General features: G+C 54.4%; 11 protein-coding genes and 2 tRNA genes. 6 read left to right on the forward strand and 7 right to left on the reverse strand.

Annotated features, from left to right (window positions below; all coding sequences use genetic code 11):
* The first annotated feature begins 71 nt into the window (after window positions 1–71).
* A complete protein-coding gene (locus tag BLQ12_RS20655; RefSeq protein ID WP_092213677.1) occupies window positions 72–1070 on the forward strand; it encodes a 4Fe-4S binding protein in 999 nt (332 codons plus the stop codon).
* Between the two features lie 489 nt (window positions 1071–1559).
* Window positions 1560–2120, forward strand: coding sequence for an outer membrane beta-barrel protein (locus BLQ12_RS20660; RefSeq protein ID WP_175469978.1), 561 nt, complete (start codon window positions 1560–1562; stop codon window positions 2118–2120).
* Between the two features lie 137 nt (window positions 2121–2257).
* On the opposite strand, the gene BLQ12_RS20665 is transcribed toward BLQ12_RS20660, so the two are convergent.
* The 4 genes from BLQ12_RS20665 to BLQ12_RS20680 form a co-directional block, all read right to left on the reverse strand.
* On the reverse strand, window positions 2258–2917 hold the full coding sequence (locus BLQ12_RS20665; protein ID WP_092213681.1) for a LutC/YkgG family protein: 660 nt from the start codon (window positions 2915–2917) through the stop codon (window positions 2258–2260).
* Window positions 2910–4340 (reverse strand): LutB/LldF family L-lactate oxidation iron-sulfur protein, encoded by a 1431-nt coding sequence (locus BLQ12_RS20670; RefSeq protein ID WP_092213683.1) that lies wholly within the window; start codon window positions 4338–4340, stop codon window positions 2910–2912. The genes BLQ12_RS20665 and BLQ12_RS20670 overlap by 8 nt, the downstream gene beginning before the upstream one ends.
* Entirely contained in the window at window positions 4333–5085 is a 753-nt protein-coding gene (locus BLQ12_RS20675; RefSeq protein ID WP_092213685.1) for a (Fe-S)-binding protein, read from the reverse strand. Before BLQ12_RS20675 ends, BLQ12_RS20670 begins: the two co-directional genes overlap by 8 nt.
* A gap of 572 nt (window positions 5086–5657) precedes the next feature.
* Window positions 5658–5858, reverse strand: coding sequence for a cold-shock protein (locus BLQ12_RS20680; RefSeq protein WP_092213687.1), 201 nt, complete (start codon window positions 5856–5858; stop codon window positions 5658–5660).
* Between the two features lie 653 nt (window positions 5859–6511).
* Between BLQ12_RS20680 and BLQ12_RS20685 the strand changes: the two genes are divergently transcribed.
* From BLQ12_RS20685 to BLQ12_RS20695, 3 genes are all read left to right on the forward strand, one after another.
* On the forward strand, window positions 6512–6934 hold the full coding sequence (locus tag BLQ12_RS20685) for a DUF2721 domain-containing protein (protein ID WP_092213689.1): 423 nt from the start codon (window positions 6512–6514) through the stop codon (window positions 6932–6934).
* A gap of 94 nt (window positions 6935–7028) precedes the next feature.
* Window positions 7029–7220 (forward strand): hypothetical protein, encoded by a 192-nt coding sequence (locus tag BLQ12_RS20690; protein ID WP_092213691.1) that lies wholly within the window; start codon window positions 7029–7031, stop codon window positions 7218–7220.
* Between the two features lie 114 nt (window positions 7221–7334).
* Window positions 7335–8774, forward strand: coding sequence for an MATE family efflux transporter (locus tag BLQ12_RS20695; RefSeq protein WP_092213693.1), 1440 nt, complete (start codon window positions 7335–7337; stop codon window positions 8772–8774).
* Between the two features lie 90 nt (window positions 8775–8864).
* On the opposite strand, the gene BLQ12_RS20700 is transcribed toward BLQ12_RS20695, so the two are convergent.
* The 3 genes from BLQ12_RS20700 to BLQ12_RS20710 all read right to left on the reverse strand — a co-directional run bounded on the left by BLQ12_RS20700 (window position 8865) and on the right by BLQ12_RS20710 (window position 13014).
* Window positions 8865–12359, reverse strand: coding sequence for a response regulator (locus tag BLQ12_RS20700; RefSeq protein ID WP_092213695.1), 3495 nt, complete (start codon window positions 12357–12359; stop codon window positions 8865–8867).
* Between the two features lie 252 nt (window positions 12360–12611).
* Window positions 12612–12698 (reverse strand) — tRNA-Leu (locus BLQ12_RS20705).
* 229 nt (window positions 12699–12927) lie between these two features.
* A tRNA-Leu gene (locus BLQ12_RS20710) sits at window positions 12928–13014 on the reverse strand.
* Window positions 13015–13181: 167 nt separating this feature from the next.
* Between BLQ12_RS20710 and BLQ12_RS20715 the strand changes: the two genes are divergently transcribed.
* Window positions 13182–14120: a bifunctional riboflavin kinase/FAD synthetase gene (locus BLQ12_RS20715; protein ID WP_092213697.1), complete on the forward strand. Its 939-nt coding sequence runs from the start codon at window positions 13182–13184 to the stop codon at window positions 14118–14120.
* Window positions 14121–14189 lie beyond the last annotated feature (69 nt).

The following is a 14189-nucleotide window of genomic DNA, read 5'->3' on the forward strand; positions in this document are numbered from 1 at the left end:
TTCGTTTGTAACACGGGGTTTGGTATTCACCCCTCAACTCTCCGTTCAATTCGTGACCAAGGAGTCTTCACATGGCAGACCACACATCCTACCGGCAATTTGCCGCTAACATGCTGCATCCTGATTCAGTCTATATACCGAAAATTCTGAAAAGCATGATTGACGACGGTCAGGCGGATCTTCTGGTGGCACTTCCGGGGACTGTTTCTGACCTGGCATCAAGAACTCAACGACCTGAACGTGAAATTGAAAAAGACCTGGAGGACATGTTCAGAAAAGGACTTGCCTTTAAAAAGGAAAAGCCGGGTCAGCCGGTCTCCTGGCGGGCCCCCCTGCATATTGCCCAGTTTCATGATGCCAGCATCGTGTGGCCGGAAGCGACGAGTGAGTTCCTTAGGTGTTGGGAAAGCTACATGGAAAAGGAATGGCCCGCCCTTGCTCCCCTGCTTGCAGGCTTTCTTCCCAAGCCCTATACCCGGGTCATTCCCGTTGAGCACTCCCTTGAGCCGGTAAAAGCCAGGGTGCTGACGTCGGAAAGTTTGAGGGAGATTATTGATGGCGCTGAAAAGATAGCCGTTACAAAATGCACCTGCCGGCTGAGCATGCATAAGTGTGATGCGCCCATAGAGGTCTGCCTCCAGGTTGGCCGAGGAGCAGAGTACACCATAGAAAGGGGCTCTGGGCATGAAATCAGTAAACGTGAGGCGCATAAAATCATCAACACGTGTGCCGAAGCCGGTTTGGTTCATGTGACAATGAATACGTCGGATGTGACCCATTTCATTTGCAATTGCTGTGGTTGCTGCTGCCAGTCTTTTTCCATGATGATATCAGACGGTGTAAACCTGTGCGACCCAAGCAGGTATAAGGCGCACGTTGATGCGGATGCCTGCACTGGCTGCGGAACATGCATGGAGAGATGTCATTTTAATGCGATCACCATACCAGAGGGATGTGCTGCAACCGTTGATTTAGACATATGCATGGGGTGCGGCCAGTGTGCTGTTGGCTGTCCTGAGGAGGCCATGAGCATGACGGAGGTCAAGACGCCGGATTTTATCCCCGGGTAAGGCACTGCGGCTTGCGCCTTCACAGGATCGCGGGTAAAAAATTGTTGAGCGGGTATAAGTGCTTTGAATGACATGGTGTTAGTGGTAGTATGTTCGGTGAGTCAATTCTCCGTCCTTATAAACGCGTTGGAAACGTAATCGCTATACGGGTTATCCCGCCTTATTTCATACCATTATATTACGCGCATGATGAAAGGGAACAGTTGGCGTGTCATGTTGTGAATCGAAACGCAGTACGTGAGTGCCGATGTTTCTCGGAACGTCACTTCTTGAATAGAGATAAAGGGCCTGGACCGAATCCACGGTGACGGACATCCATCGTCCGTCGCAGATAGTCATCCTCGCTGTCAAATCAGTGCCCGGCCTTTATCCTGCTGTCCTCCGAGAGTGCTGTGATTTATTTTCAGGCCCCTGAGTCATCGGTGCGAGCCCAGTGCCAGGATGTTTTTATCAGACCCAAAACAGCATGTTTACAAGGAGAAGGAAACGATGAAACAGCGAATCTGTGTGGCCGTGTTCATGGTGTGTCTTGCCCTCATTGCCTTGCCCCAGTCTGTTTTCGCGGGAGACGACGGTTTTTTCATCGGTGCAAGTCTCGCCTATGCCGAAGTCGGTGCTGACTTCGATTTTGATGACAACAGCAAAGGGGACTTTGAAGAGAGTGATCTGGGGTACAAGATCTTTGGCGGGTTGAAATGGGGGCTCCTCGGAATTGAAGGGGGCTATGTCAACTTTGGCAACCCCGATGGCGATACCGACGGCCGGAATGGTGATGTTGAACTGGATGGTTTTGACCTTTTCGGGGTTTTGACCTTTGGGCTGGGGCCCGTTGATGTGTTTGGCAAACTGGGCGGTTTTGTCTGGGATGCGGATTTTTCAGGGGGCGATCTCCTGCACGGCGGCGACGATGGATTTGATGTGGCCGGTGGGATCGGGGCGGCCATCAACCTTGGCAGCTTCGGCATCCGGGCAGAAGTGGAATATTTTGATGTCAGCGGCAGAATGGATGGCGCAACCATGATATCCACCGGGCTTGTGTATACCTTTTAAGCCGCATGCAAGTGATTTTTTTGAGCCGTCATTAAAAAAGGGCCGCAGCATCATGATGCTGCGGCCCTTTTCTGTTCGGCGGACAGGGCGATGGGTAAAATCACGGGTGCCGCACTGAGGCGCGGTGGCCCATGCCGTTATTCAATAACAAAGACAATCAGGTCCGTTGGCCCGTGAACCCCGAACTGCAGGATGAGTTCGATGTCTGCGGTTTTGGACGGGCCTGAGATGAGCAGGCTGTTGGTGGGGGCTTTTTGTGCCCACTTGAGTTTTTTGATGGCCTCTGGAAAGGACGTGTAGATCTCTTTGGCCTTGACCAGGGCGATATGGACCGGCGGTACCAGGGAGAGGAGACGGGGTTCCTGGGGTGAAGGCCAGAGGATCAGGGCGGCGGCTTCGGCGATGCCTCCCATGGTTGTGGTGATGCCGGCGTTGATACCGAAGAGTTCGTCGCGAAATTCCTCCACGTCACGGGTCCAGGGGATGAGGTCCGTGGGGTGGGCTTTTTCCTTCCAGCTTTTTTCCAGGATATCCCCGCACCACGTTCCTTTGCCGTAGGCCAGGGTCGCCATTTCCCGGGTGCGAAGGATTTTTCGCAGTGCCGGGGCCCACTCATCATCCTTGACGCGGTAGACCTCAGACCGCATCGCTTCCATCAACTCCACAAAGCGGGTGATGCGTTTGGCAGGGGAGAGGGCGGGGGGGCTCCACGGCTTTGCTTCGGGGGTGTAGGCGGCAGTTTCGGTGTTTTTGTAGAGACGTGAGAGAATCCGGGCTCTGGCGGACGATCTACTCATGGCGTATTCCCTCCTGTCGGGTGAGCTCTTTGAGGCTCTCTTTGGCAAACACGGGTTTTGTCCGGATGCGGGTCCAGGCTTTGAGGGGGCCGACCCTGGGGAGGATGCGGCCCGTGATTGCAAGGGTTTTCAGCATTGCCCAATTGAGCAGGGGCACGGTTTGTGAGTAGCGCCATGCCTTCCATGTCAACCCCTCCAGCAGATTGCGCCTGGCCCCGTGTCCCGGGATGACCCCGGTGCCTTTCTTCAGGTAACTTTCGTTTCGCATGCGCCGCAGCAGTTCGGGGATGGGGATTTTTACAGGGCAGACCTCGCTGCAGGCGTTGCAGAGGGATGAGGCGAATGCAAGCTCGCCTTTGGTTTTCAGTCCGTCAATCTGGGGCATGAGGATGGAGCCGATGGGGCCGGGATATGTGGCCTCGTAAGCGTGGCCTCCGATGCGCGTGTAAACGGGGCAGTGGTTGAGGCAGGTGCCGCACCGGATGCATTGCAGGGTTTGCCGGAGCTGGGGGTCGGCGAGCATCCGCGAGCGGCCGTTGTCCAAGATGACCAGGTGCACTTCGGTGGGGCCGTCTTTTTCTCCTTTTTTCCGCGGCCCCTTGATCATGTTGAAATAGGTGGTGATGCGCTGCCCTGTAGCGGAACCGCAGAGAAGGCGGTACAGGGGTGGAACATCTTCAAGCTTTTCAACCACCTTTTCAAGGCCCATGAGGGCCACATGCACAGGGGGAACCGTTGTGCACATGCGTCCGTTTCCCTCGTTTTCCACCAGGCAGAGGGTGCCGGTTTCTGCCACGGCAAAGTTGACCCCGGAAAGCCCGATGTCCGCCGTGCGGTAGTGTTCCCTCAGAATCCTTCTGGCTGTGGCCAGAAGAATGTCCGTGTCTTCGGTGTAGGTGGTGCCCGGGATGTTGTCGGCAAATATTTTTCCGATCTGTTTTCTGTTTTTGTGGATGGCCGGGACAATGATGTGGGAGGGCGGTTCGTTGTTGAGCTGGATGATAAATTCACCCAGGTCGGTTTCAAGGGCCTCTTTGCCGTGGGCCTTCATAAACGCGTTGAAGTGCATCTCCTCCGAGACCATGGATTTGCCCTTCACCACCTTCCGTGCGCCGTGCTTTTCCATGATGGACAAGACAATGCGGTTGGCCTCATCCGTGGTTTCCGCCCAATGCACGACGATGCCGTTTTCGGAGCAGTGACGCTCAAGCATCTCCAACAGTTCGGGGAGCCGGGTGAGGGCCCCGGCCTTGATGAGGCTGCCGGTGTCCCGAAGGGCTTCGGTGGCCTCGGGGTCGTCAAAGACAGCCATGCGCTTTTCCCTCAGGCTTTGGGTTGCAAACCGCAGGTTGTCCCGCAGCTGGGTGTCGGCAAGGGCCCGTGCGGCCTTGCGGGGAAAGTTGGGTGCGCTGGGTTTATCCATGGATTCGCTCCAATATGAATTCGGCAATATGGTGCCCGGAAACGGGGCGCTTCACTTTTCCCATGTGGCCGCTGATGTTCATCATGCAGCCGCAGTCTCCGGTGAGATAGGCGGATGCGCCGGTTTCCTGGATGTCGCGGACCTTGTCTTTGACCATGGCCGCCGAGATCTCCGGGCGCTTTACGGAAAAGGTGCCGCCGAATCCGCAGCATTCATGTTCGTTGGCAAGTTCCACCAGGGTGACGTTGGTCAGTTGCCGGATGAGGGCTTTGCTGTCTTCGGTGCAGGCCATCTCACGCCTTGCATGACAGGAGCTGTGCCAGGTGAGGGTGACAGGGGGGCCTTTATCGGTGTAGGCGGCCTTGAGGCTGTGGCGCAGGAACGAGGTGAGTTCAAAAATGCGCTCGGAAAAGCGCTTGACCTCGAAGTACTCGGGTTCGTTCTCAAAAAGAAGTGGGTAGTGGATGTGCATCATGCCTGCGCAGGATCCGGATGGCACGACAATGGGCGCGTTGCTGGCTGAGAAGGCCTTGACCTGGGCAAGGGCAACGGCTCGTGCCTCATCCGGAAACCCGGAGTTGTAGGCGGGCTGGCCGCAGCACGATTGTTTTTTGGGGTAGATTACCTCCACCCCTTCCCGTTGGAGAAGGCGAATGCCCGCCAGGCCGGCTTCAGGGTAAATCATGTCCGACAGGCAGGTTCCGAAATAGTACACCGTGGACGGGTTTTGTGGGTATTCGGTCATGGTGTTGTCCTGTGTCCGGGATAGGATTGGAGACATGGGATGGATCCTGCAGCGCTAAGGTGCGGGGCCGTGGGAGAAATGAACGGATTGTAAAGGGCTTGGTTGCGGCAGGATCAGTGAAAATTCAATGGCTTATTATGCCGGATTGAGGGAGGGGTGTCAATGCGGTGTGATGGGTGACCGATGGCTGCAGTGGGGGGGGGGCTCCTGATGCGTTGCCCACGTGGGATTAAACCGATACCTCCCGAAGTGCCGGGGCCTGCAGGGTGCATTCCATGCACCAGAACCAAAGCGTAACGTGGGTCCAGAGCCGTTGGAACCATCTTGGTCCGCGCCTCGGGCCTGTCGCTCGAAGGGAGGAGAAGCGGAGACATAGAAAAGAAAAATGTGCCTTATGCCATGCAGAACCTTATTCAGGTGCGAACGTTGTGCTGACATATATGATTAGGGGGACTGCTTGGGTTTTCAGTACCAAGAAAAAAAAGATTTGATAGGGAAGGTGGGGGTGGTGCTGGGGGGACGTGAGATACAAAAAGGGCGCCTCAACTTAAAAGCCGAGGCGCCCTAGAAATCTATACTACAGTTACGTTGACTGCAGCGGGACCTTTCTGGCCCTGCTCGATGTCAAAAGTAACGCGTGCACCTTCTTCAAGGGACTTGAAACCGGTGGCGTTAATGCCTGAGTGATGTACGAATACATCGGGTCCGTTTTCCTGCTCGATAAAACCAAAACCTTTAGAGTCATTAAACCACTTCACGATTCCATTAGCCATAGTGACTTTTTCCTTACTTACTTAGATAATTTAAATTTTGTTCGATAGTTCAGGTGCTGCCACTTCTTTAAATGGATATCCCCTAAATAACGAAGCACTTAGTCTCACCTGAGACACTGAGGCGCATTCTCAACGATCTCGCGGGAAAGGTCAAGCCTTTTTTTTGATTTTTTTTAAAGTATTGAACCCATTAGAAGGGTGGCAAGGGAAATGAACCGAGCGTTTCAGATTTTTTTTCAGGGTTTGCCGGCATGCTTTTGGGCCGTAACTGGCTTGATATAAAGTTGAAGCCTCCTTGAGGCTGGCCGTCGAGGCAAGGGGAGCGCAAGCCCATCTGGGGGGGAAGGAACGAAGGCATGCACAAAGGGCCAGAGGCGTTATGTCCCCCGGCCTATGAGAAATATGCGGGTTGGGTTGCAGTGCGCGGGGGGAGGGGATAAAACCGTCATTGGCCTGAAAGAGAGTGGATTATCCTTGATTTGAAGGGCACCAGGGGATATGCAGTGGCGAACCAACCGGGCGTGCAGGAATGGTTTTCCATGGGGCAGATTTCAGATGATCGCTCCCATGGGATGAGGTCTTTCGCGTTTTATTCCCATGGATACCATGGGGACCGCTCGGTGCATGACTTTAAATCCCTTCGGAGATTCCAAATGAATCTAACCACTCCCGCCCTGTTGTTCCCCGCCATCTCCCTGCTTTTTCTTGCCTATACCAACAGGTTCCTTGTCCTGGCGCAGTTGATCCGGCAACTCCACGACCGGGAGGGGGATCAGGTACGGGATATGGTGTACCGTCAGATCAACAACCTGAAAAAACGAATCGCGTTGATCAGGTGGATGCAGGGGCTCGGCGTGTTTGCTTTTATCCTCTGCGCCCTGGCCATGTTTTTCCTGTTTATAAAGATGGATCTGGTTGCCGAGGTGAGTTTTGGCTTCAGCCTGCTTCTTCTTGTCCTCTCCCTTGTGGTGTCGTTGTATGAGATAGCCATCAGCACCCGGGCCATACAGATAGAGCTGGAGGACCTTGCAACGCATCATCGCAAAGACGGAGAGGCGGGAAAAGGGTCCGATTAAGGGCATCCCGGGCCCCTGCGGGTACTTGGCTGTTTACATCCATGGAACCGTTTTGATATCATTGGATATCCATGTCAACCACAAAGGAGGGGCTATGTTTTGTAATGCATCAAAGCTGGACAACCAAAAGCTTGACGCCATCAAGGCGCTTGAGCAGGAACTCGGTAAAACCCTTGTGGCCTATTCCTGCTCGAACCCGGAGCCGAGCATCCTGAGCGATGCCGAGCTTATGAAGATCAAATCCCTTGAGGAGAAACTGGCTGTTACGCTGGTTGCGTTCAAGTAATCCGCCGGCCTTTCCGGCCGGTACCTGAGTCAAAACACCTTCTGCCGCGGAAGGTGTTTTTTTTTGTGCCCTTGTGTTTTATTGTCTGTAACTTTTTTTTAGCATCTGTGATTTATGACCATCCCTTCGCACACATCGATTTCTCATCGGGCGCCAAGAAGCCGAAAGGCTGAGGCCGTATCCATCGCAAGGCTTGCCCTTCCTATCGTACTCTCCCAGCTTTCCGTTGCGGCAGCCGGGTTCATAGATACCATGATGGCAGGGCACTACAGCAGCAACGCCCTGGCCGGGGCTGCGGTGGGGAGCAGCCTGTGTTTTCCCTTTATTATTGCCATGAGCGGGTTGATGATGGCAGTGACCCCCATCACGGCGCAGTTGACGGGAGGGGGGCGAAAAGGTGAGTCGGGCAGTGTGGTTCGCCAGGCGTTGTGGCTGGCCCTGCTTTTTTCCGCCCTTCTGTTTGTGGGCATCCGGCATATGGATCCAGTACTGGCCTGGATGGGGCTCACCGATGAGGTGGTCCCCATCGTCAAAGGGTATCTTGAAGGAATCTCCTTCGGCTTTCCGGCCATCGCCTGCTACTTTGTGCTGAAATCGTATGCGGAGGGCATCGGGCGGACCAAGCCCCAGATGGTGATTTCCCTGCTGACGGTGCCATTTAATTATGTGGCCAACGACATCCTGATTTATGGAAAATTCGGGATGCCCGCCCTGGGCGGGGCGGGGTGCGGATGGGCCAGCGGGCTCACCTTCTGGCTGTTTTTTCTGCTGATGCTCCTTTATACCACCCTCAGTTCCACCTGCAGGGAAGGAGCGCCCTTTGCAGAGTTCAGTCTCCCGTCTGTGCCGGGGATGGGTGAACTCCTGAGGTTGGGGCTTCCCATTGGGGGGACCATCTTTATGGAGTGCAGCATATTTGCCTGCATTACTCTTTTTCTGGGCGTCCTGGGTCCCGTTGTCGTGGGAGGCCACCAGATCACCCTGAATTATTCCGGCCTGGTGTTTTCCATTCCGCTGAGCATCGGCATGGCCCTTACCATCCGGGCCGGTCATGCCATCGGCGCAGGTGACCCCGAAGGGGCGCGCTTTGCCTGCTTTACCGGTTGCCTTATGGCCATGGTTGCGTCACTTGTAACCGTGAGCATGACCCTCTTTTTTGCCGATGGCATCGTGGCGATCTATACCCGGGATCCCGATGTCATGGCCGTGGCTGTGGATCTTCTCTTCTTTGCCGCATTGTACCAGGTCTCCGATTCCATCATGATCACCTCCCAGGGAGCCCTGAGGGGCTATAAAGATGCCAAGGTTACCTTTTTTCTGACCTTTACGGCCTATTGGGTCATCACTCTGCCCCTTGGCTACACCCTGTCCATGACCGATGTGCTGGTGCCGGCCATGGGGGCTCGCGGGTTCTGGATCAGCCTCATGGCGGGATTGACCGTATCCGGTCTCTTTCTGGGGCTCAGGCTTATTTTGGTAAGCGGCAGGGCGGTGGCCGATGGCAAGGAGCGAGAGGCATCGGAGGACTCCGATGAAAGACGGTGGGCGGCATGAGGGGGAAAGCATAGCGGCAATACGCTTTCAAGACGGCACACCTCGCCGCCTGGGGCATGCTTTTATGTTCCATGTGGTTGGCATCGGTCTTTAGACGTCCCCCGGAAGCCACTTGCTGAGGACTTCGGAGAGATCACGGGGAGAGAAGGGCTTTGAGATAAAGTCGTTCATGCCCGCGTTCAGGCATTTTTCGCGATCGCCCGCCATGGTATTGGCCGTCAGGGCGATAATGGGGATGGCGCGGTTCAGTGCGGTTGAGTTGGAACTGCGAATTTTTTTTGTGGCATCGAACCCGTCCATTTCAGGCATCTGGCAGTCCATGAGCACCAGGTCATAGGGGATGGAGGCAAGGGCCTCGACCGCTTCTTTTCCGTTGGCCACGGCATCGGCGCGAAGGCCCAGTTTTTTCAAGATGCCAATGCCCACCCTCTGGTTGATGGCGTTGTCTTCGGCTAAGAGAATACGCCCGTTTTCGGTTTTCATCTCCTGGATTGCGGGACGGGTCATGACAGGCCTCCATGTGTTGTCTTTGTTTCCCGCCAGCACAGTGACCAGGCTGTCGAACAGGTCGGACTGGCGAACGGGTTTGGTCAGGTAAGCTGAGAATCCGATGGCCGACAGCCGTTGTCTGTCGCCCCGTTCACCCAGGGAGGTCATCATCATCAGGCGTGTCCCGGAAAACACGGGATCCGATCGGATGGCCTTGCCGAGCATCTCCCCGTCCATTTCAGGCATCTGCATGTCAAGAATGGCCAGTTGATAAGGTGTGCCCTTGTCAACGGCCTCTTTCAGCCGCTTCAAGGCTGTTTCGCCGTCCGGAACCTCATCCGGAGACATCCCCCACGTGGTCAGTTGAATGCGAAGAATATCCCGGTTGGTTTTGTTGTCGTCCACCACAAGGATTCGTGTGCCTTGAATGTCTGTGGAGGGCAGTTGCGGTCGTTTCTGGTGCGGTTGCTTGGTAAACTGGATCGTAAACCAGAATTCCGTTCCTTTCTCCGGCTCGGAGTGAATCCCGATTTCTCCGCCCATGGCTTCTGTCAGCTGTTTCGATATGGCAAGGCCGAGGCCCGTTCCCCCGTATTTACGCGTGGTGGACGCATCCACTTGGGTGAACTGCTCAAAAAGGGATTGCTGTTTCTCTTCAGGGATGCCGATTCCGGTATCCCGCACCGTAAAACGAATCATGGCGGTGGTGTCGGTTTGTGAGTCCAGGACCGCGCGCACTTCCACTTCCCCTTCGTGTGTGAACTTGATGGCATTGCCCGTGAGGTTGATAAGTACCTGGCGCACGCGGCCCGGGTCCCCTTTTAGAAAGGAGGGGGTTTCGGGTGTGCTCGCACAGATAAATTCCAGCCCCTTTTCATGGGCTTTAAGGGCCATCAATTCCCCGAAATCGCCCATGAGGGAGTTCAGGTCAAAGTCCAGGAGTTCCATTTCCAGTTTGCCCGCTTCGATTTTGGAGAAATCGAGGATGTCATTGATCAGGCACAGGAGGGATTCTCCGCTGGTACGGACGGTTTCGGCGTAGCGACGCTGCTCCCCGGTGAGGCGGGTATCCAGCAGGAGGCCCGTCATGCCGATGACGCCGTTCATGGGGGTTCTGATTTCATGGCTCATGTTGGCCAGGAATTCCGATTTGTATTTTGAGGTGACCTCCAGGTCTTTTGCCTTTTGCTCAAGCTCTTTTTGAACGGCTTCAAGCTCTTTGTTTTTTTTGTTTACCCTGTCTTTTTGTTCTTTGAGTTTTGCCGACTGGTTGCTGAGCATCTCGTTGGATTGGCGGAGCTCTTCCTGGCGGAGTCCGAGCTCCTTTGTCTGGGCCTGGGTCTGGTCCAGGAGGTTTTGAACCGTGATGTGGGACTGGAGGGTGTGAACGGAGACGGCGATGTGGTCGGAGACAAGGTCGATGAACTCAAGGACGTTGTTGGAAAAATGGCCCAGGGTTCCCAGGACTGTGACGCCGATGACGTTCTCGTCGTGGACAAAGGGGGTGACCAGCATGGCGTGGGGGGATATGTCGCCCAGACCGGTCTGGATTCTCATGCCGTCGTCGGGTATGCGGTTGAGCACGATTCGTTTTTTATCCAGTGCGGCCTGTCCCACCAGTCCCTGCCCGGGCTGGAACTCCTGTACGGGGGAGTTTGCCGGGGCGTATGCATAGCTGCCGGAGAGTCTCAGGTCGTTGTTGGCATCGGCAATGTAGAGGGCGCCGATGTCCATTTCCAGGTATGTGGCCAGGAAGGTGATGATTCCGCGGCAGAGTTCGGGAAGCGTCTGGAGCCCTCGCATTTCGGTGGTGAGGGACATCTGGCCTTTTTGGAACCACTCCGTCTGGCGATTTGTCTCCCTGTTTTTTCTAAGGGAATCCACCATGGTGTTGAACGAGTCCGCCAGTTCTCCGATTTCGTTTTTTACCGGGATATGAATGGTTTGAGTGTAATCTCCGTCCTCTATCTGTTTGGCCGCCGTTGAGAGCTGAACCACCGGGCCTGCGATGCGCCTGACGTTGATAACGGCGAAAAGAACCACGAAAACCGCGGTGATGCCCATCAAAAACAGCATAAGGCGGCGCAGCTCATAAACGCCAGAAAAAGCCTCTTTTTCATCGATTTCAGCGATGACCCCGAAATCGACGCCCTGAATCTGGAAGCTGCGGTGGATGCCCAGAACCTGTTTGCCGGTATGGCTTTTATAGATCATTGCATCATGTTTTATGGTGCTGTTGGAGGCGCTGTCATTGTGGTTTTCGATAAGTGAGGCGGTCTGGGCTGTCAGGATTTTTTCTTTGATCAGGCTTTTGCCTTTGTCTAATACGGAATTGGATCGTAACGTTAAATCAGAGCCCACAAGAAAGGCTTCAGACTGCTTGCCAAGGCCTGTTTCCTTTTGCATGATGGCATTGATGGGGTCGATAAAAAATTGAAACGTGATGCATCCGATGCGTTCTGCCCTGCTGTTCCTGACAGGGGCGGTGAAAAAACCGGTGACACGGTTTCCGGATGGCTCGTAACGTTCATAGTCCGAAAAAACGATGGCTCCGGTTTCCATGCTTGTTCGAAACGACATGGCGAGCTTGGTGGATTTATACGGACCGGTAAGAAGGTTGGTGCCGAGGTCCGATTCACCGGTGACGGTATAGAGGATATCTCCGGTCGTGCTGATGAGAAAGACATCGTGATAGTTGAAGGTATTTTTTACGTGGCGCAGGTTTTCGGCAAGGGGACCGCTGATGGCGGACCACGACGTCGAGGTAACGAAGCCCTCCAGTGGTTTTTCGGACGTGTGGAACGCCTCGAGCATCGCCTCAAGCAATTGGATATTGGCAAGGGTCTCGGATTCAAACAAAAGTTCGGCAAGCATGTGATTGAAATACGTGCTGATTTCCTGTGTTTTCATTTCAGCTGCGATTTCAAGGGCATTCTGGGTGGAGGCCTTCAGGCTTCGGTGGGCTTTTTCGTAGCCGATAAAGCTCACAAGTGTCAGGGGAATCAGGGCAAACAGCAGGAAGCCGCTGACAAGGGTTCTTCCCAGTCCGGAAAACAGGTTGAATTGCTGGCCGATCTTTGGTGAAGGTGCTGTCATTTGTGTTGTCTTGTCCTTGGCGTAAAGGCGCGTTCATTGCATGGGAGCGGGGTTGGCGGTCTAAGGTGCGCAGGTCTCAAGGGATTAAAAATGACGAACCAGATAGGATTTACCAAATATACATGACTTTATCTCGGACGGCAAACTGCAAATATCGCGCAATCGCATCCGATTTTTTATGCAAGGCAAAGGTGCGGAAGGTGCAAACAAAAAAGCCCCTGCATGGTGATGCAGAGGCTCTTGAAGTCTGTCTGGTGCCGAAGGGGAGACTCGAACTCCCACGAGATTGCTCTCACTAGTCCCTGAAACTAGCGCGTCTACCAATTCCACCACTTCGGCAATTTGTGAGAGCGTTATAGCAGTGCTTTGTCCGCCAATCAAGCCTTTTCGTGCGGTCGGGCAGACTTTTTTTGCTGCCGTGAGCCCAGGGATTCGGATGGCTTTTGAGATTGGCGCGTTACCCGGAGGGGGGTGTGGCGGGCCCTTTTGAAGGATGTCTCCGGCGGGGCCTGCGGGCCGAAAACAAAAAAGCCCCTGCTTTATCAAGCAGAGGCTTTTGTCTTCAAACTGGTGCCGAAGGGGAGACTCGAACTCCCACGGGCTTGCGCCCACTGGTCCCTGAAACCAGCGCGTCTACCAATTCCACCACTTCGGCAATTTGTGAGAGCGTTATAGCAGCGCCTTTCGGCATGATCAAGCCTTTTTTGCAAAAAAGGCCCATGAAAAAGGAGTTGGGAAAAACATTGATTTTAACATCAAAAGATTTTATAAATTCCTTTTTATACGCAGTCAAGTTGAAAAATGGAGATATGCTGAAATATCATGGAATTATACGAAGGATTCGAGGGAATCGAGCATCCCTTTCAGAATAGTGTGATCACCATCGGTAACTTTGACGGGGTTCACAAGGGGCACCAGACGCTTCTTGCATCGGCCGTTACCAAAGCCGCCCAGATAGGTGGCCGGAGTGTGGCCGTCACCTTTGAACCCCATCCGAAGCGGGTTCTCTGCAACGGCGATCACCCGCCGCTTATCACAATCCATGAACAGAAGGCGGAGCTGATTGAGGCCTGCGGCGTGGATGCGCTGGTGACGGTGCCTTTCACCAAAGAATTTTCCACCATTGATGCTCGGCGTTTCGTGACGGATCTTCTGATCGGCAAGCTTGGGATGAAAGCCATTATTGTCGGAAACGACTATTATTTCGGACGCAAACGGGAAGGGGATATTGCCCTGATGAAACGGTTTGGCGAAGAGATGGATTTCGATGTCATCACCCCGGAGTGGGTGAACCTGGGCGAGAAGCGTATCAGCAGCACCCGAATCCGGGAGATCATCAGCCGGGGTGAGGTGCACCGGGCTCCGGAACTTCTGGGCCGGTTTTATCAGGTCCGGGGAAAAGTGGTTTCCGGCCGGGACCGGGGGGGGAAGCTCCTGGGCTTTCCCACGGCCAATATCAACTTGAACGATGAGCTTTGCCCGGCCACGGGCGTATACGCGGTTACCGTCTTCTGCAGCCTGGGACGCTTTCAGGGCGTGGCCAACATCGGTTACAGCCCCACCTTTGACGACCACATCTTTACGGTGGAGGTCCATATCCTCGATTTTTCCGGTGATATCTACGGGGAGACCATCAGGGTCAACATGATCCAGAAACTGCGGGACGAGCAGAAATTCTCCGGTATTGACGAACTCTCTCAGCAGATTGAAACCGATATCGATAATGCGAGATCGATTTTCAAGGACCTTGCCGAAGTGTAGGCTCATCTGAAAAATGTGTTATCCCTGCGTATTCAAAGCCGGGCCTCCCTTTGCAAAGGGGGGCCCGGC

This window comes from Desulfoluna spongiiphila (assembly GCF_900101345.1).
GTDB classification, from domain to species: domain Bacteria; phylum Desulfobacterota; class Desulfobacteria; order Desulfobacterales; family Desulfolunaceae; genus Desulfoluna; species Desulfoluna spongiiphila.

Coding starts and splice junctions, on each gene's coding strand:
- BLQ12_RS20690 (WP_092213691.1), top strand. CDS start 7,029: ATGTTTTGTAATGCATCAAAGCTGGACAACCAAAAGCTTGACGCCATC.
- BLQ12_RS20660 (WP_175469978.1), top strand. CDS start 1,560: ATGAAACAGCGAATCTGTGTGGCCGTGTTCATGGTGTGTCTTGCCCTC.
- BLQ12_RS20715 (WP_092213697.1), top strand. CDS start 13,182: ATGGAATTATACGAAGGATTCGAGGGAATCGAGCATCCCTTTCAGAAT.
- BLQ12_RS20680 (WP_092213687.1), bottom strand. CDS start 5,858: ATGGCTAATGGAATCGTGAAGTGGTTTAATGACTCTAAAGGTTTTGGT.
- BLQ12_RS20655 (WP_092213677.1), top strand. CDS start 72: ATGGCAGACCACACATCCTACCGGCAATTTGCCGCTAACATGCTGCAT.
- BLQ12_RS20675 (WP_092213685.1), bottom strand. CDS start 5,085: ATGACCGAATACCCACAAAACCCGTCCACGGTGTACTATTTCGGAACC.
- BLQ12_RS20700 (WP_092213695.1), bottom strand. CDS start 12,359: ATGACAGCACCTTCACCAAAGATCGGCCAGCAATTCAACCTGTTTTCC.
- BLQ12_RS20685 (WP_092213689.1), top strand. CDS start 6,512: ATGAATCTAACCACTCCCGCCCTGTTGTTCCCCGCCATCTCCCTGCTT.
- BLQ12_RS20695 (WP_092213693.1), top strand. CDS start 7,335: ATGACCATCCCTTCGCACACATCGATTTCTCATCGGGCGCCAAGAAGC.
- BLQ12_RS20670 (WP_092213683.1), bottom strand. CDS start 4,340: ATGGATAAACCCAGCGCACCCAACTTTCCCCGCAAGGCCGCACGGGCC.
- BLQ12_RS20665 (WP_092213681.1), bottom strand. CDS start 2,917: ATGAGTAGATCGTCCGCCAGAGCCCGGATTCTCTCACGTCTCTACAAA.